At 39.7% G+C, this 24226-nt stretch carries 23 protein-coding genes and 1 riboswitch; of the genes, 5 read left to right on the top strand and 18 right to left on the bottom strand.

All coding sequences use genetic code 11. The features are described from left to right. Nucleotides 1–17: 17 nt before the first annotated feature. The 9 genes from ACFW35_RS15235 to ACFW35_RS15275 form a co-directional block, all read right to left on the bottom strand. Nucleotides 18–1808 (bottom strand): PLP-dependent aspartate aminotransferase family protein, encoded by a 1791-nt coding sequence (locus ACFW35_RS15235; RefSeq protein ID WP_379846931.1) that lies wholly within the window; start codon nucleotides 1806–1808, stop codon nucleotides 18–20. 189 nt (nucleotides 1809–1997) lie between these two features. Then, a riboswitch (SAM riboswitch) is annotated at nucleotides 1998–2115 on the bottom strand. Between the two features lie 176 nt (nucleotides 2116–2291). After that, nucleotides 2292–3422, bottom strand: a complete 1131-nt coding sequence (locus tag ACFW35_RS15240) for a hypothetical protein (protein WP_379846933.1) — start codon at nucleotides 3420–3422, stop codon at nucleotides 2292–2294. 201 nt (nucleotides 3423–3623) lie between these two features. Continuing rightward, nucleotides 3624–4271, bottom strand: coding sequence for a nitroreductase family protein (locus tag ACFW35_RS15245; protein ID WP_379846935.1), 648 nt, complete (start codon nucleotides 4269–4271; stop codon nucleotides 3624–3626). 88 nt (nucleotides 4272–4359) lie between these two features. Continuing rightward, nucleotides 4360–4587: a hypothetical protein gene (locus ACFW35_RS15250; RefSeq protein WP_379846936.1), complete on the bottom strand. Its 228-nt coding sequence runs from the start codon at nucleotides 4585–4587 to the stop codon at nucleotides 4360–4362. 87 nt (nucleotides 4588–4674) lie between these two features. Then, a complete protein-coding gene (locus tag ACFW35_RS15255) occupies nucleotides 4675–5196 on the bottom strand; it encodes a hypothetical protein (RefSeq protein WP_379846938.1) in 522 nt (173 codons plus the stop codon). Between the two features lie 80 nt (nucleotides 5197–5276). Then, nucleotides 5277–5900, bottom strand: a complete 624-nt coding sequence (locus ACFW35_RS15260; RefSeq protein WP_379846939.1) for a phosphatase PAP2 family protein — start codon at nucleotides 5898–5900, stop codon at nucleotides 5277–5279. 106 nt (nucleotides 5901–6006) lie between these two features. Continuing rightward, complete coding sequence (locus tag ACFW35_RS15265) at nucleotides 6007–6438, bottom strand: general stress protein (RefSeq protein ID WP_379846941.1); 432 nt, start codon at nucleotides 6436–6438, stop codon at nucleotides 6007–6009. Between the two features lie 65 nt (nucleotides 6439–6503). Further along, on the bottom strand, nucleotides 6504–7457 hold the full coding sequence (gene corA, locus ACFW35_RS15270) for a magnesium/cobalt transporter CorA (RefSeq protein ID WP_379846943.1): 954 nt from the start codon (nucleotides 7455–7457) through the stop codon (nucleotides 6504–6506). 211 nt (nucleotides 7458–7668) lie between these two features. Beyond that, nucleotides 7669–8496, bottom strand: a complete 828-nt coding sequence (locus ACFW35_RS15275) for a VanW family protein (RefSeq protein WP_379846944.1) — start codon at nucleotides 8494–8496, stop codon at nucleotides 7669–7671. Between the two features lie 206 nt (nucleotides 8497–8702). On the opposite strand from ACFW35_RS15275, the gene ACFW35_RS15280 reads away from it, so the two are divergent. Together ACFW35_RS15280 and ACFW35_RS15285 are read left to right on the top strand one after the other, a co-directional pair. Further along, nucleotides 8703–9614, top strand: coding sequence for a permease (locus ACFW35_RS15280; RefSeq protein WP_379846946.1), 912 nt, complete (start codon nucleotides 8703–8705; stop codon nucleotides 9612–9614). 18 nt (nucleotides 9615–9632) lie between these two features. After that, on the top strand, nucleotides 9633–10493 hold the full coding sequence (locus tag ACFW35_RS15285; RefSeq protein WP_379846948.1) for a TIGR03943 family putative permease subunit: 861 nt from the start codon (nucleotides 9633–9635) through the stop codon (nucleotides 10491–10493). Between the two features lie 30 nt (nucleotides 10494–10523). On the opposite strand, the gene ACFW35_RS15290 is transcribed toward ACFW35_RS15285, so the two are convergent. Continuing rightward, nucleotides 10524–11234, bottom strand: a complete 711-nt coding sequence (locus ACFW35_RS15290; protein WP_379846949.1) for a vanadium-dependent haloperoxidase — start codon at nucleotides 11232–11234, stop codon at nucleotides 10524–10526. A gap of 203 nt (nucleotides 11235–11437) precedes the next feature. Between ACFW35_RS15290 and ACFW35_RS15295 the strand changes: the two genes are divergently transcribed. Further along, nucleotides 11438–12214: an rRNA adenine N-6-methyltransferase family protein gene (locus ACFW35_RS15295; RefSeq protein WP_379846951.1), complete on the top strand. Its 777-nt coding sequence runs from the start codon at nucleotides 11438–11440 to the stop codon at nucleotides 12212–12214. 305 nt (nucleotides 12215–12519) lie between these two features. Next, entirely contained in the window at nucleotides 12520–12642 is a 123-nt protein-coding gene (locus ACFW35_RS15300; protein ID WP_379832801.1) for a hypothetical protein, read from the top strand. Nucleotides 12643–13055: 413 nt separating this feature from the next. On the opposite strand, the gene ACFW35_RS15305 is transcribed toward ACFW35_RS15300, so the two are convergent. Beyond that, nucleotides 13056–13496 carry a MarR family winged helix-turn-helix transcriptional regulator gene (locus tag ACFW35_RS15305; RefSeq protein WP_379846952.1) on the bottom strand — a complete coding sequence of 147 codons (441 nt, stop codon included), beginning with the start codon at nucleotides 13494–13496 and terminating at the stop codon, nucleotides 13056–13058. Nucleotides 13497–13902: 406 nt separating this feature from the next. Here ACFW35_RS15305 and ACFW35_RS15310 point away from each other — a divergent pair, with 406 nt between their 5' ends. Then, the gene (locus tag ACFW35_RS15310) at nucleotides 13903–14130 is read left to right on the top strand and encodes an XRE family transcriptional regulator (RefSeq protein ID WP_379846954.1); all 228 of its coding nucleotides are present in this window, start codon (nucleotides 13903–13905) and stop codon (nucleotides 14128–14130) included. Between the two features lie 38 nt (nucleotides 14131–14168). Here the strand turns inward: ACFW35_RS15310 and ACFW35_RS15315 are convergent, their stop codons facing one another. The 7 genes from ACFW35_RS15315 to ACFW35_RS15345 form a co-directional block, all read right to left on the bottom strand. After that, a complete protein-coding gene (locus ACFW35_RS15315) occupies nucleotides 14169–14987 on the bottom strand; it encodes an alpha/beta hydrolase family protein (protein WP_379846955.1) in 819 nt (272 codons plus the stop codon). Between the two features lie 263 nt (nucleotides 14988–15250). Beyond that, entirely contained in the window at nucleotides 15251–15745 is a 495-nt protein-coding gene (locus tag ACFW35_RS15320) for a hypothetical protein (protein WP_379846957.1), read from the bottom strand. Between the two features lie 120 nt (nucleotides 15746–15865). Continuing rightward, the gene (locus tag ACFW35_RS15325; RefSeq protein WP_226536593.1) at nucleotides 15866–16888 is read right to left on the bottom strand and encodes a fatty acid desaturase; all 1023 of its coding nucleotides are present in this window, start codon (nucleotides 16886–16888) and stop codon (nucleotides 15866–15868) included. Between the two features lie 175 nt (nucleotides 16889–17063). Then, nucleotides 17064–21410, bottom strand: coding sequence for a S8 family serine peptidase (locus ACFW35_RS15330; protein WP_379846959.1), 4347 nt, complete (start codon nucleotides 21408–21410; stop codon nucleotides 17064–17066). A gap of 622 nt (nucleotides 21411–22032) precedes the next feature. After that, nucleotides 22033–22644, bottom strand: coding sequence for a flavin reductase family protein (locus ACFW35_RS15335; protein WP_379846960.1), 612 nt, complete (start codon nucleotides 22642–22644; stop codon nucleotides 22033–22035). A 12-nt stretch (nucleotides 22645–22656) separates the two neighbouring features. Beyond that, entirely contained in the window at nucleotides 22657–23265 is a 609-nt protein-coding gene (locus ACFW35_RS15340; protein WP_379846962.1) for an alpha/beta hydrolase, read from the bottom strand. After that, nucleotides 23266–24213: a ring-cleaving dioxygenase gene (locus tag ACFW35_RS15345; RefSeq protein ID WP_379846964.1), complete on the bottom strand. Its 948-nt coding sequence runs from the start codon at nucleotides 24211–24213 to the stop codon at nucleotides 23266–23268. Nucleotides 24214–24226 lie beyond the last annotated feature (13 nt).

Here is a 24226-nt window from a genome sequence, read left to right on the forward strand (position 1 = left end):
TCTATTTTTTTATCTCTTTATACTTCACACGCATACGTTGCAATCGTACCTCTTAAACGCTGCGCTTCCTTATAGGTACAACGGTTATGAACAACATCGATCCCCGCTTCTTTTGCGATCCTCGCTGCTTCCGGTGAGATGACTCCTTCTTGAAGCCAGAATACTTTTGGCTGAGTGATCGCAGCTTCTTTCGCAAGTTCAATAGCTGCTTCAGGACTTCTAAACACTTGAACCACATCGATCGGGAACGGAATGGACTTTAGATCTGGATAAGCTTTTTCATCGAGCACTTCCGTTTCTCTCGGATTTACCGGAACGATCTTATATCCAAGGCGCTGCATTTTTCGTGCTAGTCTGTGGCTAGGTCTTGCCGGATTGGAACTTAACCCGACGATTGCAAGTGTCTTTGGCCGCTGAATCTCCTGGCCGTTTTCAACTGCTCTGTATAATGAGGACTGCAATGCCCAGCGAATCACACCTTCATCATTGATCGTAATCTCTGTTTTTTCCGATCCGATCCCCGTTGCTGCTTGAATCGCCCGGTCCAGATCGTTCGTTAAGTCTCTTACTGATTCAAGACCGATTGATAAACGGATAAGTTCTTCAGTAACTCCGGTCGCCTTTAACTCTTCATCACTTAATTGCTGATGAGTTGTAGATGCTGGATGGATGATCAGAGATTTTGCATCACCAACGTTCGCTACATGTGACCATAATGAGATGTTGTTGATCACTTTACGCCCAGCATCACGCCCGCCTTTTATTCCGAAGTTCACGATCGAACCAAAACCGTTGCTTAAATATTTTTTAGCCAGCTCATGACTTGGATGTGCCTCAAGCCCAGGGTATGATACCCAATCGACTGCAGGATGTTTGTCGAGATACTCTGCAACTGCCTGTGCATTTTTCGCATGTTTTTCAACACGAAGGTGCAGCGTTTCTAATCCTTGTAAAAGGAGGAATGCATTGTGAGGGCTCAAGCAAGCACCAAAATCTCGTAACAGCTGAACCCGCAGTTTCGTAGCGAATGCGAGTGTTCCAAAATCAACCGCATATCTCAAACCGTTATAACTGCGATCCGGTTCAGTGAATCCTGGGAATTTCTCAGAGTTCCAATTGAAGCGTCCGCCATCAACAACTACCCCTCCGATTGCTGTACCATGCCCGCCAATCCATTTTGTAGCTGAATGAATAACAATATCTGCTCCCCAGCTTAATGGCTTTGTGACATATGGAGTTGCGAACGTATTGTCGATTAAAAGCGGCACTCCGTTTTCGTGTGCAATTTCTGCAACAGCCTCTATATCAAGTACGTTCAAACTAGGATTACCGATTGTTTCAGCATAGAACGCTTTCGTGTTCGGAGTTACCGCTTTTCTGAAATTCTCTGGATCCTCGGCATCAACAAATTTTACGTTGATACCGTATTTCGGTAGAGTGATAGAAAATAGATTGTAAGTGCCGCCATATAGATTTGTCGCAGCTACGATCTCGTCACCCGCTTCTGCAATATTTAAAATGGCGAGTGCAATCGCTGACATACCTGATGAAGTTGCGACTGCAGCCACTCCGTCTTCAAGTAAGGCTACTCTTTTTTCAAATACGTCAACTGTCGGATTACCGATTCGGCTGTAAATGTTCCCTGGCTCTTCAAGAGCAAATAAGCTCTGTGCGTGGTCCGTATCCGAAAAAACATAAGACGTTGTTTGGTAGACTGGTACAGCCCGCGAGCCTGTTGTTGGATCAGGCGCTTGCCCTCCGTGTAAAAGCAATGTGTCAATGTCGTATCCATCAAAAGATTTTGTCATATAAACCTCTCCTTTTTGTGTTTTATACCGATAAAATATATAGGAAAACTAGGGATAAAAGTTATAACTTTTCCCTTAACCGATATGCAATTTCAAAAATGAAAAATAAAAATTTGAGATGAAGTTGTTGTGAAGTTTAGAAGAGGAAAAAAAGAAAAACCCCCTTCCTAAGAAGAGGGTTTTGGCCTCCTCTTATCTGCCAGATCAAAAAAATGATCTGTAGGAATTGGCACCTTTCCAAACCTAATGTGGTTTGTTGGTTGCCGGGCTTCATCGGGCCTAGTCCCTCCGCCTCTCTGGATAAGAGATATCAAATTATTTTTAACACATTAACGTGATGATTTTTGTTTTGTTCTTGAATAGGATTATAGTCCATTCAGTTTTTAAAAGTCAACCGTTTTTTGAAAACTTTTAAAAGTCTTACAAAAAGCTTATGGTTCAACTGTCAGTTTTCAAATTAAGAATATGCCTATGCTTTGCACGTTATGCCAACTTCGTTCCGCTTTTTTCATCTTCCCATTGAAATTCTTCTATTCTTTTAAGAAGTACAGATATTCTGTTGGCGATCGCAGCTTTTTCTCCGTAACGGATTTTCTGTTCTAACGTCATGTCAGAATGCAAGACTTTATGCTGAAAAGCAGTTAAGCTTGTCAGTTTAATAAATTCCTCTTGTTTGACCCGTCTTCTTACAGCAGCATCACCATTGCAATAGCCTTCCATAAATCCGTCAGCTATGGTTTGCAGCTTTTCTTCAAAACGGTCAAACTGATGTTTCGCATAACGGGGTGCATTAAAAAATGCAGGGTACAGTGTATGATAATTGTTTAAAAAGTTACCAGCTAAAGAATCTCCGCTGTATAAAAGCGGAACGGGGTCGATTAGACTTACCCTTCCATCTGCATGAAGCAATATATTTTCAGGAGAAGTATCCTGGTTTGTAAGTACAATGTGTGATTCATCAATCTCCCTGTTATTCATGCATTCCTCTAAATGAGTCATTGCAGATGGGAGAATCGGCTGATCGTTATTTTGGATAAACTCTCTAAAATCGCTTAAGTATTCTTGATTTTCTTCCTTCATAAAATCAGTGACACTCGACTGAAACTGTCCTTCAACAGCTGTACCATTCCACTTCAAGTATCCGAATCCCTTTAAACTGTGCGGGGCAGAGTTCATATTTCGGAAAAATTCACCCATTTCTGCACCAGCCTGAAATGCTTCCATGAACGTAAAGCTCTCAAGTTTTATCGCTTTTCCAGCATAGGATTCAACGGTAAACGTCTTATCTTTTTCAACATGATAATGAAAAAACTCCGGACAGATACCAGGTTTCACGGTGTTTGCCAGTTCGTAATAGGCTTTCGTTCCTGCGTATTCTGCAAATGCTGCCGCCTCGTCAAATTCTACCTTCTTACCGTAAGCTTCCGCCTTTGGAAACCGTACAACAACTGCTTCTCCAACACGCAGCTGAACAAGATATGCCTGATGCCATGCGCCTTCACCTAAGTATTGAACCTGAGTGGTATCTTTAAGAGATTCAAGACCGCTCTTTTGCAGCGCAAAGTCTATTAAATCAAAAGTTTCTTTCATAGATGTTCCTCTTTCTTTATTCATCATACTTTTATCCTGCATATATTCGCTAAATGTCGAAAAAAATCCTTTTTCCACTTTTTTCTGCATGCTTGTTGCGTGAGCAAGGTTAGGATGGCGCTCGTTCAGCGAGGAAAAACCCTCGCGAACGAGCGCCAATCTCCACTATACAACAAAAAACCGGCTGCTCCAGGTCAATAACTAACCCAGATAGCCGGTTTCATATTAATCTACATACGTTACGATCTCTTCAACTGCTTTTCGAGCCAGTTTTTTCGGCTGGTCTTGCGGATGGCCGAGTGAGATTACCATATTGATCTGCTTTTTTGCAGGAATATCTAAAAATTCACGGATGGCGTCCTGTGCTAATAAAACAGGACCCGTCATCGGACATGATCCTAGACCGCGCGCATGGGCTGCGAGCATTAAGTTCTGGATAGCAAGGCAGCTGCTCTTGATGCCTTCTTCTTCCCAAACGGACTCTTCTGCAAGCTCGATCGGATCAAAGATTTTATCACGGAATTTGGATTCATACGGAGTTGCTAAACAGATGATTAAAACGGGAGCTCCCGAGAATGCAGTAGCATAAGGGCCAAAGGAGCGTGTCAGCAGTTTCGCTTCCTTCGTCTTTCCGTTCTCTTCTGCTTTTGCCGCAAGTTTATGAATGGCATCCCAAGTCATTTCTTCAATCTTTTTCACTTTATCTCTATTACGGATCACAATAAATTCCCACGTCTGCGAGTTTGTGTCACTAGGTGCATACCGGGCACAATCCATGATTTCGTATAGATCTTCCTCTAAAACACCTTCATCCGTAAACTTCCGGACGCTTCTTCTGCCGTGTACAATTTCTTTAAAATCTTCGTATTTCATGTTTGTCTCCTCTGACACAATTAATAGTTAACTACTCGTATTATACAAAAGATTGGAATGACCTACAAAAAACGATAAAAAACAGTGCTTATTTTGCACTGTTTTTAGGAGCTGCTGCTTTACTTTTATTACCCTTAATCCTTAACCCGACAGCGATTAGAGACGCTCCTAATAAAACACTGACGATATAAAGTGAATCCGTATCAAAGCTGCCTTGCTGTACTACCGCTTTTTCTGCTTGGTTTCCAATAAAAAATGTACTGAGAAGAACAATAACGCCAGCTGTGATTAACCCTGCTTTGATCCATGGTTTCATATTTAAAACCACCTTTTCCCTTTTACATTTAACTTATTCGAGGGAAAAAACAGAATACCCTTTTACAACAAAAACAAATCCATTGACCTAGTTCGCTTTTGCGAAGTTCATCTTCTCTTCTACAAATGACCGTACTTCCTCTTCTGCTTTTTTCTTAATAATAAATTCAACGTAAAGGCTGCCTGTGTGAAAACGAACAAGCCCCCAGCTTGGATATCCTGGATTTTCTGCTTGCAGCCCCGTGATCCATTCCACAGAATCAACTTGTCTCCACTCATAAAAGTGTTTCGCAGAAACAATGCCGTTCTTCCCGATCGAACCACGCCAAATCTGCGTGAAATACAAAAAAATTAGCATTAAAATCAAACAAAGCATCATGATGTTTACAATTAATGATAATTTCAAGAAACTATATCCTTGTGTAATAATCGCAAAAATAACAATCTCATTCGTCCAAAAGTTCTTTTGTGTATATTCACCGCTATAAGATAATCCAAACACTGGTTCGGATTTCTTTTTATCGATTATGTTCTTGAAAAAATAATAAATGACCATTCCGATACCACCGGAAATGATAATAGCAAAAACGATATCTAACATCGCCCCCATGAATATCTCCCCCTATTCTCTCTACTTTGTTTAACGTTGTCTGAATGGAAAAAGTTTCAAATAAAAAACGCTGAAACAACTCAGCGTCGAAAGAACAATTTGTATGTTTTAATGCTTAGCATGTTTAAAAATAAACCGCCGGTAATCCCAGCAATCATATCTAGAATGTAGTGAATTCCCAGCTTCACACGGCTGACTCCAATCATAATCAAAAAAATGAATGATACTAAAAGAGCCCACAAGTTTCTCCACATTCCTGATAAAAAAAGCAATAATCCATAAAACCCTGCAGCATTCATTGTATGTGCACTTGGATAGCCATACTTGCTTGCTTTAATTAATCTTTCCCATTCCGGAGGCTTTCTTTTAAACAACTGTTTAAAAAGTGCATTCAAAATCCTTATCCCAATCACATTAAATAGAATTAATTTGCTCTTGTCTCGATTCCCTGTATTTTGATAGCTGAAGAACAGCATTAACCCAAGTGGAACTGTGAAAAATCCTGAACTGAGACGGGAAAAAAACACCATTAATGGATTTGAAAAACTATTCGAGTCATAAATGGAACGACTCCACCTTTTATCAAGTGAACGGTATGGCTCTTGATTTCTGATCGTTGTTAAAAACGTAAAAAATCCGCCGGTAAATACCAAGCCTAATAAAGGAAGCAGTGTATAACTCATTCTTTTTTTCCGCCGTAACATATAGCATCACCCTGCTTAGGTCAAAGTTTGAGTTTATTTTCTCCCTTCTCCTGTATTCTATTCGAATAAAAAAGAGCACCCTCTCAGGCGCCCACGTTTCAAAGATTTATTTATGTTCGACCATCACGATAATTTTTCCGTCTTCTAAATCTTGCATATAACGTTCTGCTTCTTCTTCTGAAACATCCATTTTCACAAGAATTTCTTTCATATCGTTGTCCCCGTCATCAAACATCGCTGCAAAAGGACCTGCAGCAAGAAGCGGTCCTATCCCTGGAGTACCCAGGCCAGGAACAGCAATTCCCCCGCCGATGCCAGTTAAAAAACCTGCGATCGTGCCGTATGTAGCACTATCCATATCATCATCCAGCACTTTTTCTTCATTCACATGCGTTTCATCTGCTACATTGTCAACGATTTCATCATCTTTAGCGACAATCGAAATTTCAGACGGCTTGTAGCCTTTTTCAACAAGTGCTTTAATAGCCCCAACCGCCTCTTCTTCTCTTGCATATGTACCGATAATATCTTTTTTCATCTGTTTCCCTCCAAACGGGTTCTTTACAAGTAGGTTCCCCTGTTCAAAGGGTTTTAAACAGTGCTTTATTCCTGTTCAAACCAGCCTTTTTTCTTAAACCATAATGACATCATGACTCCTAATAAGATCATGAACCCCAGCACATAAAAATATCCATTTTCAGATTTCAGTTCTGGCATATTAACAAAGTTCATCCCATAGAGACCCGCGATAAAGGTTAAGGGCATGAAGATTGTTGTGATTACCGTTAATGTTTTCATGATGTTGTTCATCCGGTATGAGTTAAGAGATATATAATTGTCGCGGATATCAGACGTCATCTCTCGGGCAGAGGTCATCATATCCGTTAATCTTAAAAGGTGATCATAGATATCATGAAAATAGGATCTTTCTTCTGCATCCAGTCCAACACGCTTTGACTCCAGCATTCGATAAAGAAGTTCTCTCATCGGTACAACCGTTTTCCGCAATGAAAGCAGATCAGCACGAATATCAAAAATCTGGCTAATCAGCTTAGGTGCTTCATCATTCTCGTTGCTTTCAATCGAGATAACGCGCTCTTCAAGCTTATGCATGATTGGAAAATACATATCTACAAGCTTGTCCATTAATTTATGAATGAGTTCATTTTTCCCAAGTTCAGGCGGAACGGTCTTTAGATCTTTTAAATAGTTCCACACAAAATCAATCTCTGGAACTTCTGTTTTATGAAAAGTGACCACCATGTTTTTTGTCGTAAAGATGTCCACTTCTGTAGCTTCCAGAGTTTCTTCATCCAATGCATGAGCGACGTAAAACATGTGCTCTTCATAAAACTCTACTTTTGGTCTCTGCAAATTATTTACACAGTCTTCCACAGCCAGTGGGTGGAAATTAAAAAAGGATCTCAGCAGGTTTGTTTCTTTTTTTATCGGACTGTCAAAATCAACCCAAACCCAGTCTGCCTGCATCTCATCTAAGCGCTCTAATGGCGGATTTATTATTACTTTTTGATCAACTACCGCTAGCGTGCGAATCATAGGCAGCCCTTCTCTCATCTCTTTTTATTATCATTACCCTTTTTATCATAATCATTGAGCATTCATTTACAATAATCCAGGAGGGTGAGATTTTCAAGAAAAGAGCTAAAAACGAAAAATGGAAGCAAGGAGCGAAACCTTAGCTAACGGAATAAGCATTTAAAAGCTAAGTAAATAACCTTAGCCAGTTTGATTTCGGCTAAGGTTGTTTTCATGCTTCTTTCTGACTGGATTCGAGTAAAGGTTCATACATCATGATGGCATGATTTTCTGTAACATATTCATCGTCGATCTGCTGTTTTTGACGGTTAAACACTTTCCGGTGAATCAGGTTGTGGCGCAGATAGCCTCCCCAATAAGCAGGTGTAATCCAATGTTCTTTCTCATACACTTCGTAGCTTTGTAATGACTCTTGCTCTGTACGCCATTCACCCACAAGATGTGTATCTGTTAAATATAGATGAAGCTGATATGTATTCTCTGTATGGTTGGTGATCTGCAAATCCAAGTAATTATAGGCACAAGTAGCTCCGCTCCCAAACGGCTGCGTTCGTTTTGAATCTGGAAACACATCATAACTGTGCCGATGACGTTCCGTGACGGTTAACGGCGTATGAAGAGTCATCCAGTAAATCAGATTAGAAAGCTGACAGAGTCCTCCCCCAGTACCTTTCTTGAACTTTCCATAGAATAGCACCATTCCATCCACATAACCTTTTGCTTTCGTTGTCGTACCAATACCTTTCCAATATGAAAAAGTTTCACCTGGTTTTATAAGCATCCCATTTAAACACTGTATCGCGATTTTAAGGTTCTTTACCTTATTATGCTGATACCACATATCAACATCCTTAAGCTTGCGAAGAAGAATGGTTTGATGTGAAAAACTGACAAAAGGCAGTTTTTCATTTTTTATGGTTTTAGCGTATTTTTTCTTATCTGTATACCATTCAAGAAATCTTTTAAAAGTATAATACTTTTTGCCTAGTGAAATTCGAAATGCAGATCTTTGTTTCGGACGCAGTTCGAAATGGTTCATACTGTTAACCCCTTTTACTCGATTTCGTAGTGGGAAATAAATTGTAAGGGGACAGTCCCCATTTCCCATTTTATTCTAATTCTTCATTTACCATTTATTTTCCTTTGATTTTTGAGTTATAGTGTATATGCTGTAATTGGATTATTATCTTTATGAAGTTTATATTTATATGAGTTAAAGAAGTTACGAGTTTGGAGGATATTCGGATGCTCGACAAAACGTTTTTACAGATGAATACCGTATTTATTAGCATACTCATTGAAGCACTTCCTTTTGTTCTTATAGGAGTGCTCATTGCCGGAGTTATTCAGATGTTTGTTACCGAAGAAATGGTGGCACGCATCATGCCGAAAAACAAAGTTTTGGCTGTTTTATTTGCAGCTTTTTTAGGTGCTATATTCCCTGCTTGTGAGTGCGGCATTGTCCCCATCACACGCAGGCTGATTGCAAAAGGCGTACCTGTCTTTGCAGCGATTCCATTTATGCTTACAGGTCCTATCATTAATCCTGTTGTCTTATTTTCTACTTTTGTTGCTTTCGGAAATCAATGGGACGTTATGATTTACAGAGGCGGACTGGCGATGGTTGTTGCTATACTGGTCGGATTTATTCTCGCGGTTCAATTTAAGAATGCAAAAGTCCTTAAAAACGAGATTCGTGATTTGTCCAAGAATCCAGCAGTTAACGAAACGGCTGCAGCAATCGAAGCACAGCCTGTTTCATTTTTTAACAAACTTAAAGGGACGTTTGTACATGCGGTTGAAGAATTTTTCTCCGTTGGAAAATACCTCGTGATCGGTGCTTTAATTGCTGCAGGAATGCAGACGTATGTGAAGACATCAACACTTTTAGCGATTGGACAAGGGGAAGTGTCTTCATCCCTTGTTATGATGGGATTAGCCTTCGTATTATCTCTTTGTTCTGAAGCCGATGCATTCATTGCATCCTCATTCCAAAGCACCTTTACAATCGGTTCCATCGTGGCGTTTTTAGTGTACGGACCGATGCTTGATGTCAAAAACGTGCTTATGATGCTCGCTGCTTTTAAGAAAAAATTAGTACTAAGCCTTATTGGATATATAACCGTGCTTGTATTGATTGGATCATTATTTTTATAAAAAGGAGGTGCCATTGTTATGATTCGCATCCTGATTTTAATCGGATTTACCTTTTTGTTTATGCATCTGCATGCCACAGGTGATATCAGCAAATACATTAACATGAAATATTCGTATATCTCTTTTTCAGCTATCTTTATCTTAGGTTTTCTGACGCTTGTCCAGTTCTATATTTATGGAAAAAGTGAAGACGATGATCACCAGCATGACGAAACTTGCTCGGTGCATGATTGCGGCCACGATCATCACAAAAAACCGTCCCGATTAAAAAATGTGACGGTGAACAGCATTCTGATTTTCCCAATCATTTCAGGGTTATTTTTCCCCATTGCTTCTCTGGACTCAGAAACAGTTAAAACGAAAGGATTTCACTTTAAAGGTCTAGAGAACGAAGGTGATTTTGGAGAGCACCAGTTTTTAAAACCTGACACCAGTGTTTATTACGGGAAAGAAGGCTACAACACCATTATGGATAAAGAGTTAAAGCCTTTTACAAAAGGCGATAAAGTCGTGCTTAACGACAAGAATTATTTAAAGGGGATGGAAAGCATCTACTACAAACCAGGGATTTTCCTTGGCAAAGATGTTCAGTTTAAAGGTTTTACCTATAACGCTGAGGATCAATCGAAAAATAAAAGCAACGAACTCTTTCTTCTTCGTTTTGGTGTGATTCATTGTATTGCAGATTCTGGGGTTTTCGGCATGATGGTTGAATTCCCAAAAGGGACTACATTCCCGAACGATAAGTGGATCGAAGTCGATGGCACCATCGAAACGATGTATTATCAGCCCTTTAAGGCTGATATCCCTTATGTAAAAGTGGAAAGCTGGAAAGAAGTTGACAAGCCTGGAGAGGAATATGTTTATAGAGGGTATTAAAAAAACCGGACCGCTGTGTCCGGTTTTTCTTTATATATTCTGCGATTTTATCAAGTTTACAACAATCTGCCCGAGCTGCCTGCCGAGTGCGAGACCCTCATCATTATCCACTTTAAAGTGTACTCCTGCATATAGACGGGACATCGCACACTCTTCCATCCATTGATTGATCCGATACCTCTCTTGAGGAAAATAATAACTTAATATTATCTCTGAGCAGCCAGCCATAACAGCATGTGCTGAAGGATAACCCGGAAAACGAGGAGTGAATAAAACGGGTACCAAATTGCGGTCATATTGACAAGGACGCGCCACATCCCAAAGATACTTAAAGTGCCATGCCATCACAAAAGCATCATTAATCGCCGCGTGATAAAAACCTAAAAACCTGGCAGCTTTCGTTGAAGCAAGTCCATACGTTTCCATCATGTTATAGATGACTGGCAAGACCTGTTTACTTACCTCACCGGTGCCCCAGCTTTGAGCAATACGAATCTGCTGAGGGGTAATATTTTGAAGTGTTTGTTTGACTATAATTAGCTCACTTTCCCAATTAATCGTATTTGGGTTTTTGATGTTCCATCGTATTTTATGCCCAAAGGGATCCAGGAAATCTTGACCTCTTCTTGACACGAAAAACATCGGCCACGAACCTGCTTCAGTCGTAACAGCATTCATTGGGGGATATTGCTCTCCTGGATAAGGAATTTGAGACCACCTTAAGTAATTTCTGCCGCTCATTTTACCTCCCCCTCAGAAGTTATTCATCCTCCCATCATATGTAGTGAGGCAAATCCTATAGAACATAAGGGAAAATGAACGAAAAATAACAGGGGGTCTGACCCGGGTCAGACCCCCTACAATTTAGACACAATTCACCCTATTCAACCAGCCTGAAATTTGGTATCATTTTCCTCAAATCTCTCAGAAGGTGCTGATTACATATGAACGCTCTTAAACAATCGTTTAATTTTGTTGCCTCATCCTATGAAAAATATCGTCCCAATTACCCTGATAAACTTTATAAAGATATTTTTCATTACGCTAATTTACAGCCAGATGTTCAACTTCTTGAAATCGGCTGCGGAACTGGAAAAGCAACGGAAGGTTTTATCAAACAAGACTTTACGAACATTACATGTATCGAATATGGTGAGAACCTCGCAAAGCTCACACAAGAAAAGTTTTCAGCATATCCGAACGTTAAAATTGTTCATTCAGCTTTTGAGGACTGGAATTCAGCTGAACATCAGTATTCTCTTGTTTTTTCAGGTACAGCCTTTCATTTCATACCGGCTGAGATTGGTTACCCGAAAGCCGCTTTACAACTGAAAAAAGACGGATCTGCCGCCTTTTTCTGGTTCGCTCACGTTGCTTCAGATGAACCTGTCTATCAATCTATAAGAAAAGTATACCGAGAGCATGCCCCGCATCTAGATGACAGCAGCATGCCTTCTATAGAAGAATTCATTAAGGAACGAAGCGGTCTCACTCTGCAATTCGGCCAATTTCATCAATTAAAAGTACATAAGTACACATGGGATCAAATCTACACACCTGCAGACTATATCGGATTATTAAACACACATTCAGGGCATCAAGTGCTTCCTCAAGAACAAAAAGCTACTTTATTCAATAGAATTGAAGAAGCGATTCTTAAACACGGGGGAACAATTACTAAAAAGCACGCTGCAGCCTTATTTTTAGCCAGGAAAAAGTAACTTAATCTCTCCTAAAAACACAATTTCTAATTCAAGCGGAGCAATCACATATAAAAACAGTTTAATCACAAAAATATCACTAATAATCACATAAAAAATCGAATTCATCATAAAAAAATGATCCTTCATCACATAATTTACCAATCACTTCTATAAAATAGCCAAAGCATTTCTCCATCCATTGTCCTGCTATTTGCTTTTCAGTTATTTATCTAGGGAACGAGTACTATTGTTTCGACATTTTGAAGGATTTTTATCGATTAGGCGAGAAATATGGAGAAAACCAAAAAAGGGGGAAAAGAAAAATGAGTGAAGTGATTATTCGAAATCTGGTAAGACGTCATTTCACCAAGAAAAACATCCATGACCCGCAATTGCAGCAGCTGCTCGTTCACTTTCTTCTTTCAGTCAGGAAAGAACGAAATTAGATAAAAGTTACAGCCATACTTTGCAATATTTACTTATACATTCATTTTAACAGAGTATCTGATATATTCAGGTGCTCTTTTTGTTAGACTCTTTTCTAAAAGATGATTGCTTAAAGACACATCGTTGACCCTAGTTGATTGGGGTGCAAGGTGCAAGACTCCTGCGGGAGCAGCGTGCCTGCTACCTGACTATTCTTCTCGCAAAGAATGCGAAGAGGAAGCTCGCTTCGGCAGAAATCTCTTGTAAACGCAGGAGCAAAATTTCATATATTCACCGTGGCTCACCGCACGCCCCGCAGAAATCGAGCATCCTGCAGGGGAAATCACCCCTTTCAAATAGCAACAAAGGTTACAAAAACAGCAAAAAAAGAAAACCCAAAAATGGTTTTCAGAAGTTTTGAATGAATTTACTATCATAATACCTTGTTACTTCTTAATTGCCCCATAGCCCTAGTTAAGATCTTTAGTGAATGAATGACAGTATCCCGTTCAAATTCATTCATTTGTGAAAAAATATCATCTAAATTAGAAATAACCAAGATGTTAATCTCATCTGCAGTCCGCTTCCCTTTTTCCGTTAAAGATAAGAAATAAAATCGTTTATCTGACGGATTGGCACTTTTAATCACAAGTCCCATTTTTATAAGCGTTTGGATCTGCCGGCTGAAAGTTGTAATATCAATTCTAAGCAAATCTGCAATCTGCTGCATGGAAGGTGCGTTATGCTTATCAATTTCGTAGAGAATATGACTATGTACAAGTGAAATGCCTGTCCCCTCAATACGGCAGCAATCTTTTTCTAGACGATTATATCTTCTGTTCAGAACATGAAATAAGCTTCTTACATCCTCCATTTATGACACCACCTTTGCTATCACTATATGTGAAGATCTTTCAAAAAGAAAAGAATATACTTCTTTGATACATTATTTGTGTCCCTATAAATTTTCCCACAAGAATAATTAACTGCTTAACATGTATTTTTGAATAGCAACATTCGAAAAGCCTTTTCTATCAAAGCTTTTTCTTTATCTCTAAAGGAATTCCTGCTTCAAATTAAATAATTTTAACCCCTTATTAAATAATTTTAACCCCTTAGTTTTAGGATTTTTTTACTATAAAATCTTTATCTATTAATCCTAAGCAGTTCCCATTTTAGTCCAAAAGTTGTAGAAAATTGTATAAAAAGGTTTATGTTTTTTACAAGCGGGTAACAAATAGTATAGAGAAAAAGCAAATGACTTGGGGGGTATCATCGAAATGAATAGAGTGGAGCAGAAACGCAGTAAGCTAGGCATTTGGCTCGAACGACATAATAGAGATACTGACTGGTTAACACGAACTTCAGGTTTAGAAAGAAAAACAATCGAAGAATTAGCATCGAATCCTAAAAAAAGTCCAAGAATGATAACCATACGTAAAATCTTATCCGCTGTCAAAAGAGTCGATCCAACTATTAAAGTAAGTGATTTATGGGATATGAACTAAAACGTGCACTCACTATTCTGAGTGCACGTTTTTATGCTCTATTTTTTATCGTTTATATATAATGAAAACCAATCAAAAATTTCTCTGTCTCGGTCTTTTTCATACTTATTCAGTGCATGATCTCCATCTTTGTAAAGAATGAACTTATACTCTGAATTATTTTTCTTAAGTGATTCTACAAGTTCTTCAGCGTCCTCATAGTTCACGCGTAAATCTGCATCTCCATGCTGAATTAGAATAGGCGTTTTGATTTTATCAGGCCAAAGTAATGCAGATCGGTCACAGTATTCACTTCTCTTTTCTGTAAAATCACCAACGAGCTCAGCTAAGACACTTTCCATAGGAAATGCTAATGGCCTGCGCAGTAAATTTGTCGGGGCTCCTATCACTGCAGCAGCTTTTATATCAATTCCTTTCTTAATACTAAGGTAAGTCATCATTCCGCCACGGGAATGTCCAATCATAACTTTATTATCTTTGTCTGCATATGGAAGCTCATCCCCCAGCCATGAGAGTGCGAATACGTCCCGGACATCATCACCCCCAAAAGCATCCTTGCCCTCACCACCATCGTTCCCTCGATATTGAGATGCTAAAACAACATAACCTTCTAAAGCGTATTTGCTTAACCGATATAACCGCTCATCATCAAGTTTTCCATATTCGCAATTTCCTCCACGATTAAAGATGAGAACAGGCAGCTTGGTATCAGATTTTGGTCTAATAATAAAACCAACTACTTTTAACTCGTCTACCAAATATTCAATACTGTATATTGTTATTTTCCCCTCGAAATCACAATGAACAGGTACTTCAATTTTTGAAATCATTTTACCGTCATTTTTATTTCTTTTCATCCATCTAATCTCCCTTTATATAAACTGAATCTGAACAAACCAATGTTAGGAAGGCAATGATGGATGTTTATATATAAAAAAGAGACCTTCATTTAATACGATGGTCTCTTGCATTTAACGAAAATTACAATTCTATTTTAAAGAGGCAGGCTGTGTAACACACATCGTAATTGGTTTGTTCTGAAATTGTTTTTTTGTCACAACAGTCCCCTCCTTTATTCCCTATATTTTCCTAACAGTAAAATTATATCATCTGTTTTTAACTATTGTATGGTTTTTTTAAAGCATTCATCGACTTTTAATTTCATTGAAGTAATTACTGTTTTTTTGTACCGTAAAGCTAAAATGAGTACTTTTGTTTTCTCCAAACGAGACAAACTACTAAAACGAGGTTCTTCTTTTAAAAAATAGCGGATGATTGAAACACTATTTGGACTTATTTTATCGAAAATATCCTTACTTTCTTTTTCTTGTAAGTGCACATTGAAAACCCGGTAAAGCCAATATTTTAGCTCTGTGCACAATTTATTTTCATCTATAATGCACGGAGCAAACTTATTTTTAGTATGTTTTTGAATATATTCATAACGTTCGTTACCACTGATAATCGTGTAATTACCATCCTTTTCTTTTTTCACAACTAAAATGTGCATACAATCCCACATTATATTTCTAAGTTTTTTTATGTGCTCTGTTATTTTACCGTTAAGATTAGGTCTAATTTTACTCACAGGAATATATTGTACATTTAACTTCATCTTCACCCTCCTCCTTATAGTGAGTAGGCATATATCCAATATATGTACAGATGTAAGCAGTTGGAACAAAAAAAAGAGCCTTCGGCAACCAAACAAAGAATTGCCGATGACTCTTTCAACTTATGCTGTTTTATTTTTACGGATAAAGTTGCGGATATCTCTGTTTCCGATAAACTTCTTAGACTGTTCATCCCACAGCTTAAACGTCAATGACTTTAAGCTTGTTAAAAGCGTTAGTGTTGGAACATCTTGAAGCCTTGGATCACTTTTATGCGCTTTTTCAAGGTGGTAGTTAGGAACTCGGGAATTCAAGTGATGCACATGGTGGAATCCGATGTTTCCTGTAAACCATTGCAGTACTTTAGGAAGCTTGTAGAACGAACTTCCCTTTAATGCAGCTTCTACATAGTTCCACTTTTCGTTATGCTCAAAATACCCATCTTCAAACTGATGCTGTACATAAAACAGCCAAACGCCAGAAAATGTAGCAATATAAAAGATCGGAAGTTCAACTAGCAGGAATGCTTTCCATCCAATTGCAAAGCCTACTGATAAAACAATTGCTACTAGTGCAACGTTTGTCAGCCAAACATGGATCTTTTCCTTTTTTGAAGCATTTTTCGCATTAAAACGGTAATCAATTAAAAAGATATATAATGGGCCGATCAAGAAAAGAACGATCGGGTTGCGATATGTGCGGTATTGCAATCTTTTAAACCATGAAGCTTCTGCATATTCCTGCAATGTCATCGTCCAGACATCACCGACGCCTCGCTTTTCCAAGTTTCCGTTTGTAGCGTGATGAGTTGCATGGCTGTTTTTCCATTGTTCATATGAACAGAAAGTAAATAGCCCTGTGAAGATACCAACGATTTGATTAGCTCGTCGGCTCTTGAAAAATGAATAGTGTGTGCAATCATGAAAAATGATAAATGTGCGGACTAAGAAGCCTGCCGCTGGAACTGCACAAAGAAGTGTCAACCAAAACGATATATTTAAACTCAGATAAGCTAAAACCCATAAGATCAGGAATGGACCTACTGAATTAATTAACTGCCATACGCTTGCTGATATACGCGGGCGCTCAAATGGTGCTAATTTCTTTTTCCATTCACGAATGTCGTACTTCGAATGTTCGCTCATAAAATCAGTCTCCTTTATTTCACATCTTAACTATCTTAACACAGATTATGTGTTTAGCATCTACTTATATTTGTCGAATTATGAACAAATTATATGACCAGGTACTAAACAACACAAAAAAACCGGTTCCCCCTAAAAGAAGGAACCAGCATAATCATTTTTTTTACTAATCTTATTACTTTTTCTTCGTATTAATATACAGTTTTCCTGCTGCTCTTTCGTGTGTCTCATTGCCGTAGTCATCAGAACCGATTACTTCAATTACAGCTCCTGGTGCTTTTACATTGGAAGTCGCTGTGTAGTAGCCTTCATAATGTCCTTCTGAAGTTTCACGCATCGGGAGCTCAGTAGCGTTAGCCACTTCCCCTGCATTTGTCAGCGGCATGTGGATTACAAATACTGCATCAAGACCTGGCTCACTGTCAAATTCAATTTTTACAGACTCTCCGCTCTTCAGCACTTTGTCTGTATCTGGCATTAAGTTCTCAATGACCGGTGCATCAAACTTGGCATACACTTTCACAGTCTTCGCATGACGGTTTCCGGCTTTATCAAGAGCCACTACTTCAATCACGTTTTCTCCTTCGTTCAGGAGCATACGGTGGCTATAGCTGCCATCTTCATCAACTTGAGCTCTTTGACCATTTACTTTTACCCAGTCAAGGTTAGCTTCATCAACTGTTCCTGTTACGGTTACGGATTCACGATTTGTCTTCATATTGTTTTCTGGTGAAGTGATGCTCACTCTTGGTTTTGTCTGATCAAGCGTGATCGTTACTGGAGCAGATTCATCCGTTGAACCTTGCTCTGTAACGGCTTTCGCTGTAAGTGTATTTGCACCATCCTCCAGCGTAATATCTGCGGAGAACGTTCCTTCATCTGTTGTTGCCACACTCGCAACTTCTTCTCCACCGTTATAAATTTCAACCGTTGTTGTTGGTGCAGCTGTTCCCGAAACAGTTACGTTTTCTATATTTGTAAACGAGCCATCTGCTGGAGACGTGATGACAGGAGCCGTCACCTCGTAGTTAACCGTTGCACGGATCATGTAGTTCCCTTCATCTTCCGGAGACTGTGACCATGCACCGCCTACCAGCTGATAGCTTCTACCTGACCATTCTCCATCTTCATCTGTTCCAAGTCCTGGTGTATTCGGATTCGGATGACTTTGGATGTACACCATGTAGAAATCTCCTTCTACCATGATTCCATGCTCACTTAAGTCAACATGTGTCCATTCGCCGTTACGAAGTGCTGTTGCATCAAAAGGACCTGCAAGTTTCTTTCCAGGTGAGCCGTCAGGACCGCTTGCATCGTAAACAGCTACTTGGAAGTCAGTTCCGCCTGGTATTGGCCATTCTGTATCCCAGAATCGGAACAATCCGCCAGTTACAGCTGCTTTTTCATTTCCTTCAGCAAGTGACATTTTCACTGCCCATCCATTGCCTGCATCATAGAATGCACGTGCGTTTTCAGCGGTTCCATCATCATACCCAATCTCGCCAGGATATCCGATGAAAGGTTTCAATTCGAAGTTCTGTTCAGCAGACTCACCGCCTGTAATCGTAACAGATGCTTCTTCGCTGTAGTATGAAGGCGCAACGACTTTAAGCGTGTACTCTCCTTCATAAGCTTCAATCTCATATGAACCATCTGCATTTGTTTCAACTGGTGCAATGGCTGCATCTTCCATAAGCATTACAGTAGCACCTGCAACTGGTTCTCCTGTTACTTCGTTCGTTACTGTACCTGATACTGTACCTCTTGGAATTTCTTCTAATGTAAAGTTTGCAGTGGCGGTACCATCTGCTTCAACATTTACAGTTTGTGTTGCGGAACGGAATCCATATGCTTCAGCCTGAACTGTGTATGTTCCTGCAGCATGCGTCAACCCGTAGGATCCATCTTGAGGATTTGTATAAACGGATCTGCCAGTCTCAAGTACACTTACTTCTGCACGCATCGGTAGTGCCATTGGTGCAGCTTCACCGTCTTTTGATGGTTCTTTTTCTTCAACCGGTTTCATTGGTAAAATTTTTGCAGGATCCACTTTCGGCTTCGCTTCTAATGAAGGAGCCATATCCACAGAACCTTTGCCTAAGGTTGCTTTTTGCGCAGGTGCTAATGGCTGATCCATTAATTTCACATCATCTAAATACCAGCCGGCTTTTAGAACAGAGCTGTCCGTTGTAACGTTGAAAGCCACATAAACGCGCTGACCAGCATACTCGCTTAAATTTACTTCTCCATCGATCCATCCGCCTGAAGTAGAGTTAACACGCAGTTTTTGTGTCCAGTTTTCCATATCTGTTGATACGAAAACATGTCCATAATCATAATTTCGCTCTAGATCATGCCATTGTTTGAACTGCAGATAGCTGTTGCCCTCTGGCAGGTCAACTGGAGGCATTACGAGTGTCATGTTAGCACTATTTTCATAGTTTCCTTCTAGATTCGTAGCATAGACCTTTTCTCCAGAATGTGCAGCACCTGGTCCACTTGTAGGTACACCATGCTCCCAGCTGTTTTTCGTACCATATGAAGTCCATCCAGTAGGGCTGCCTTCAAAATCTTCCTCGTAGCCAACTGAAATACCTGCCAGAAGGGCTACTGTATAGTTATCTGTTGAAACTTCATTTCCGCCAAAGTCATTTACGATCCACTTGTAAACAATTTGGTCACCGGTTAATGCAGATCCCGGAATAGTTGCTGTATACGAACCAGACTTATAATCACCGCCTGAACGTTCAGCCGCTGCTTCTGTCCAGCTTCCATCTTCGTTCTGGTAGCTTAATAGAACAGAAGTCACACTGATATTATCTGAAGCTTGTGCCTCAAGAGTTAAAGGCATTTCTTTGTAAGACTCAGTTGGTGCTTCGTGTGTGATTGAAGGAGCTTCTGTGTCCTCTCCTTCTTTCGTAACTGTCCCTTCGATTCTTCCTAAACCTGTTACGACAGAAGATACAGCTGAAAAGGCATTTACCAATCCATGTCCGTATCCATTGTTAGGAGATTCAGGGAATGTTGCATCTGTTAGCGGTGTTGCTGTTGATAATAAAATTTCTTCTATTTCTTCAACTGTTAAACTCGCATCAGCTTGTCTTAACAATGCAGCAACTGCTGATACGTGCGGTCCAGCCATTGAAGTACCATTCCAGCCGCCTTCATAGGCACTTCCTGGAACAGAAGAACGAATATTCACCCCAGGAGCTGAGATTTCAGGCTTCGTTTCATCATAAGGCGAAGGACCTTGAAGTGAGAAACTTGCTAAACTGTCATTGATATCTGTAGCACCTGTTGCAAACGATTCAGGATAGTTTGCAGGTGTTGCTACAGATCCAGGACCGCCTGGGTTAAAGATGGTTGTGTTACCAGCTGAAAATTCAGGGAAGATTTCAGCCGCACGCCATGCTGCAACCATCTCGCGGTACCACTCATCAAGTCCAGGTCCGCCGCCCCAAGAATTGTTAACAACGTCTGGTGCTTTTTCAGGGTGAGGATTTCCAGCAGCATCTTTCGGAGCAAGGATCCACTCACCTGCTTCAAGCAAATCAACATCTGATCCGCCGTTTGCAGAGAATGCTTTTACAGCAATCCATTTGGCACCTGGCGCCACACCGATTTGGTTAGCTCCGTTAGCTTCAGAACCTACCATTGTACCTGTAACGTGTGTACCATGACCCAGATCATCATATGCAGCAGCTTGTCCGCCAACTGCATCAAACCAGTTATATTCATGGTTTGCAGAATCAGGGTTTGCCGGATCAAATCCGCGATACTTCTCTTTCAGGGCTGGGTGATTCCACTGTACACCCGTATCAATGGATGCAACCACTGTTCCAGCGCCGTCTATTCCCATATTCCAAACGGCAGGAGCTCCTACACGTTCGATATTCCATTCTATGGTTGATGTTTCATTTTTCGGTTCAACCTGTAAACCAGCTTTTTGCTGTGGTTTTTCTGGAAGTTTAACAGAACTTACAGGCTGAATAAGCTGTCTTGTTTCATTTGGAAGGACTTTTTCAACTTCCGGGAAAGCTGCAATTTCTTCCATAACCTCTTTTGTAGCCGTTACTGCCATACCGTTAACGACATAAAAAGATTGGATATCTGCTGCTTTTCCGGCTTTTTGTTGTTTTTCTAAGTAGATTTTTGTGTGCTGTTGGGTTTCAAGCGCTTTTGCGCGAAGAGAGGATACTACTGTGGAACGCTTCATTAATTTTGATTGATTCGCAGTTAATTTTTGAGCTTTTGCTTCCTTAGCAGCTTTTTTAGCTACTTCGGCTGTGTTTACTTGATCTTTGAACTTGATAAGGAAAGTGACCTTATCCTTTTTGCTGAATTGTTCATTTAGTTTTTTGGAGACCTTACTTTTAGTACCTTCTAATGCTGCTTTTTTTGCCGAAGTAGAAGGTTTGTCTTTCGATACGGCATTAGCTTGAGATGGGAACATCAATGGAACAATCATTAAAAAAGCTAAAAATACGGATAGCCATCGTACTTTTTTTCGTTTTTTACTCATGTTGCTTTTCCCTCCCTATTCTTTTTTGTCGTACAGATCAAACCAGTAAAAGTAAATCCCTGTCACACCTCCTGCTTTTTTAGATAAAAATCTAGTAATTCTTTGTTGCTATTTAAAGGATAATGCATAACACCTGTAAATTAATGTAATAATATGTCACTTTTTTACCTACATATTGGAAAATAAATCCTTTGTCTGAGACAATCTACGCATTTCCGTGACTATTGGACAAGAAAAATGTTAAAGCATTTAATTATCGTAAATAATATAGTCATATGACTCAGGACAAACGGACTTATTTTAGTAAAATAAGAAATCTTTGTAAAAAAATGTGAATTACGTCCCTCTTTTTTTGTTACAAATCATCTATTTATTTTCCAAATTTTTCATCACACTTTCACATAAGCCTTGAAAAACCAATAATGAACGCGTTCCGGTTCATATTTCCCCCTTCAGATTACCCATGATCATTCCAGACAAAACGATAGATAATACCCAAAAAAGTTATACATATATTATCCCAAAGGATTTATAACAAAGGACTCATTGTTATACTCAGAATTATGTTTGTCGTTTTTTGACACAAAAAAATCCCCCCCTTAAAAGAGAGAGACTTCATTAATTATTCTGGCCGGTCTAATGAGAAGGTTTCTCCCATTTTCACGTAATTAGTTCCGGCAAGCCTTCCAACAGGCCGCAATTTTTCTGCATCTATTCTACCGCCGCTATATAATTCTTCAGCAATATGATAATGAACCACTCTTCCGATTAGAAGGTCGGTTGCTGGCTGATCTGCTGTTCCCCCAAGCGGCAAGATTTGTTCCACAACACATTCCAACCGGATTTTTGCTTCAGCAATCCCTGGAACCTTTACTTTAACAGAATCCACAGCTGTCAATTTTGCAAGATCCACTTCACTTTCTTCTGGTCCAAGGTTAGCCGCTGTGAGGTTTACTGCTTCAATATAGGTTTCATCTGGAATATGAACGACAAACTCACCTAGTGCTTCTGAGTTTCGTGATGTATCTTTTTGTATACCGTTCTTTCTGCCAATAGAAATAGCGATCAAAGGCGGATTAGAAGTTAGAGCATTAAAATAGCTGAATGGTGCCGCATTTAAGACACCATCGGTTGATAAGGTACTAACAAAAGCAATAGGTCTGGGGATAATGCTTCCTGTTAAAAATTTATAGTTCTCTTTTATGGAAAGAGTGTCAGGATCGATTGATTTCATTCTATCACCTCTTTAGCTAAAATTTACGGCAAACCATTCTGCCGCTTCTTCTACTTCAGCTCTTGAAAGCTGATGCCCCATGTTCTCCCATTTTACATGTACCTTTGCACCAGCATTGGTGAGCAAATTCTCAAGCTCTTCCGTTTCTGAAGCCGGACAGATCGGATCATTCTTACCTGCTCCAATGAATACAGGAAGATTAGTAAGATCGGGCAGATCAATACCTCTTCTTGGCACCATTGGGTGATGAAGGATAGCTCCTTTTAAAGCATTTTCATAATGGAAGATCAGGCTTCCTGCAACATTGGCACCGTTAGAGTATCCGACTGCGACCACGTTGTTTCTATCAAACTGATATTTATTTGCGGATTCATCAATAAATTCGTTAAGTTCTTTTGTACGGAAAATCAAATCTTCTTCATCAAAGACACCTTCTGCAAATCTGCGGAAAAATCGAGGCATACCATTTTCGGAAACATTGCCCCGTACACTTAACACAGCAGAGTCAGGCGAAATCATATCTGCCAGAGCTAATAAGTCTTCTTCATTTCCTCCAGTACCATGCAATAAAAGAAGTACTGGCTTTCTTTCATCAGAACCTTTTTTAAACAAGTGTTTCATTTATTTGTCCTCCTCTAAGATTCTTGCCTCTGCAGGCAGCAGGTGACTTTGTATTTGGTCTCGATGAGGTTCAAGCCATGGTGGCAGAAGCAGACTCTTCCCAAGTTCCTCTTCTTTCTCATCCCGTGTAAATCCAGGAGGATCTGTTGCGATTTCAAATAGAATCTGACCTTCTTCACGGAAATAGATGGCATTAAAATATTGACGGTCAATTATCTCCGTTACATGAAAATCATTTTCCTTCACTTGCTTTTGCCACATTTCATGTTCATCAAAACTGCTTGCGCGCCATGCAATATGATGGATAGTGCCCACCCCGCTCACGCCTCGAGCTTCTGGTGATAATTTGATATCAATGACATTTCCAAGATCACTTGCTGCTTTAAAACGAAGGTAATCCCCATCTTGACCGATTTTTTCAAGTCCCATAACTTCTGTTAAAACCTTCTCCGTCTTATGGGGAGCTGCTGAAAATAAAACAGCACCGCCAAAACCTTTTATGGCATATTGTGGTGTTACTTTACCAAACGACCACGTACTGTTTTCACCTTCACTTCTTGCAACAATCTCTAGCTGCAGTCCATGCGGATCGATGAATTCAAGGTATTCTTCTTTAAAACGTACAGTTTTCTTATATTCTATATGAAATTGAAGAAGCCTTTCTTCCCAAAACGGAAGTGTCCCTTCAGGAACTACGAATGAAGTAGTACCTACCTGTCCGGAACCGACACGCCCTCGGTAAGCATCAGGCCAAGGAAAGAAGGTCATAATCGTTCCAGGCTTTCCACCTTCATCACCGAAATATAGGTGATACGTTCCTGGATCATCAAAGTTAACGGTTTTCTTAACTAACCTAAGACCAAGTATTCCAGCATAGAAGTCCACATTTTCCTGAGGATTTCCTACAATCGCTGTTATATGATGAATTCCATCTGTATGCATCGTCATAAAGATAACATCC

It is taken from the genome of Fictibacillus sp. NPDC058756 (assembly GCF_042746035.1).
In the GTDB taxonomy this organism is placed as follows: Bacteria; Bacillota; Bacilli; order Bacillales; family Fictibacillaceae; genus Fictibacillus.

Excerpts from the sequence above, each read along its gene's own strand:
- ACFW35_RS15320 (WP_379846957.1), bottom strand. The coding sequence starts at position 15,745 with ATGAAGTTAAATGTACAATATATTCCTGTGAGTAAAATTAGACCTAAT.
- ACFW35_RS15255 (WP_379846938.1), bottom strand. The coding sequence starts at position 5,196 with ATGGGGGCGATGTTAGATATCGTTTTTGCTATTATCATTTCCGGTGGT.
- ACFW35_RS15335 (WP_379846960.1), bottom strand. The coding sequence starts at position 22,644 with ATGAAATCAATCGATCCTGACACTCTTTCCATAAAAGAGAACTATAAA.
- ACFW35_RS15310 (WP_379846954.1), top strand. The coding sequence starts at position 13,903 with ATGAATAGAGTGGAGCAGAAACGCAGTAAGCTAGGCATTTGGCTCGAA.
- ACFW35_RS15305 (WP_379846952.1), bottom strand. The coding sequence starts at position 13,496 with ATGGAGGATGTAAGAAGCTTATTTCATGTTCTGAACAGAAGATATAAT.
- ACFW35_RS15280 (WP_379846946.1), top strand. The coding sequence starts at position 8,703 with ATGCTCGACAAAACGTTTTTACAGATGAATACCGTATTTATTAGCATA.
- ACFW35_RS15240 (WP_379846933.1), bottom strand. The coding sequence starts at position 3,422 with ATGAATAAAGAAAGAGGAACATCTATGAAAGAAACTTTTGATTTAATA.
- ACFW35_RS15340 (WP_379846962.1), bottom strand. The coding sequence starts at position 23,265 with ATGAAACACTTGTTTAAAAAAGGTTCTGATGAAAGAAAGCCAGTACTT.
- ACFW35_RS15260 (WP_379846939.1), bottom strand. The coding sequence starts at position 5,900 with ATGTTACGGCGGAAAAAAAGAATGAGTTATACACTGCTTCCTTTATTA.
- ACFW35_RS15315 (WP_379846955.1), bottom strand. The coding sequence starts at position 14,987 with ATGAAAAGAAATAAAAATGACGGTAAAATGATTTCAAAAATTGAAGTA.
- ACFW35_RS15245 (WP_379846935.1), bottom strand. The coding sequence starts at position 4,271 with ATGAAATACGAAGATTTTAAAGAAATTGTACACGGCAGAAGAAGCGTC.
- ACFW35_RS15250 (WP_379846936.1), bottom strand. The coding sequence starts at position 4,587 with ATGAAACCATGGATCAAAGCAGGGTTAATCACAGCTGGCGTTATTGTT.
- ACFW35_RS15235 (WP_379846931.1), bottom strand. The coding sequence starts at position 1,808 with ATGACAAAATCTTTTGATGGATACGACATTGACACATTGCTTTTACAC.
- ACFW35_RS15285 (WP_379846948.1), top strand. The coding sequence starts at position 9,633 with ATGATTCGCATCCTGATTTTAATCGGATTTACCTTTTTGTTTATGCAT.
- ACFW35_RS15295 (WP_379846951.1), top strand. The coding sequence starts at position 11,438 with ATGAACGCTCTTAAACAATCGTTTAATTTTGTTGCCTCATCCTATGAA.
- ACFW35_RS15345 (WP_379846964.1), bottom strand. The coding sequence starts at position 24,213 with ATGACGATGCATACAGATGGAATTCATCATATAACAGCGATTGTAGGA.
- ACFW35_RS15275 (WP_379846944.1), bottom strand. The coding sequence starts at position 8,496 with ATGAACCATTTCGAACTGCGTCCGAAACAAAGATCTGCATTTCGAATT.
- ACFW35_RS15265 (WP_379846941.1), bottom strand. The coding sequence starts at position 6,438 with ATGAAAAAAGATATTATCGGTACATATGCAAGAGAAGAAGAGGCGGTT.
- ACFW35_RS15290 (WP_379846949.1), bottom strand. The coding sequence starts at position 11,234 with ATGAGCGGCAGAAATTACTTAAGGTGGTCTCAAATTCCTTATCCAGGA.
- ACFW35_RS15300 (WP_379832801.1), top strand. The coding sequence starts at position 12,520 with ATGAGTGAAGTGATTATTCGAAATCTGGTAAGACGTCATTTCACCAAG.
- ACFW35_RS15330 (WP_379846959.1), bottom strand. The coding sequence starts at position 21,410 with ATGAGTAAAAAACGAAAAAAAGTACGATGGCTATCCGTATTTTTAGCT.
- ACFW35_RS15325 (WP_226536593.1), bottom strand. The coding sequence starts at position 16,888 with ATGAGCGAACATTCGAAGTACGACATTCGTGAATGGAAAAAGAAATTA.
- corA (WP_379846943.1), bottom strand. The coding sequence starts at position 7,457 with ATGATTCGCACGCTAGCGGTAGTTGATCAAAAAGTAATAATAAATCCG.